The sequence below is a fragment of the Undibacterium sp. RuTC16W genome, assembly GCF_049339445.1.
Classification (GTDB): Bacteria; Pseudomonadota; Gammaproteobacteria; order Burkholderiales; family Burkholderiaceae_D; genus Undibacterium.
The window spans coordinates 1-468 of sequence record NZ_JBMPPE010000039.1 but is presented as its reverse complement, the minus strand read 5'-3'; the positions used below and the strand labels follow the sequence as shown (position 1 = coordinate 468).

1 protein-coding gene is annotated in these 468 nt (G+C 41.7%); it reads right to left on the bottom strand.

The genetic code is table 11. The features are described from left to right. Positions 1 to 184 (bottom strand): hypothetical protein (locus ACO0K4_RS19465; protein ID WP_422958331.1); only part of this gene is annotated, 184 nt, incomplete at its 3' end. Positions 185 to 468 lie beyond the last annotated feature (284 nt).

The following is a 468-nucleotide window of genomic DNA, read 5'->3' as shown; positions in this document are numbered from 1 at the left end:
GACATAGTTTCCGCATCTCGAACCAAAGGGCTTTTCGGTTAAACCCCCAGTTGTCTTTCACTCGCAGCTTCTGATCATCTATTGCTTGCTGAACCCCTAAATTGTGTAGGGGATTGTTAAGGTGAGTATCAAGGCAAGTGTCTTCAGTTTTGAGGTGAAACTCACTGTCTTTAAATTGGTCCATCTGATCATCCATTTCGATTTAGATCTTTTAATCGGTAAGCTTTTTATGGTTTTATATTTCCAATATTCTTTCTTAAAGATTATTTTGTCTTTACTTTTTCTAAATCTAGGGATTCTCAGGGCAAGAGTCAGTTAAGTGGGGAACTTATGAGCTGCCAAGCTAATATGTGCCGGAGGATGAGTCTAATCCAGTTCCCATTTGAGACAACAAGACACTTACTGATGCCTGTTGCTCTTCGATGAGGAGTTGACCAGGACTTGCTCCCCCGGTTGGGGAGTGTGGAA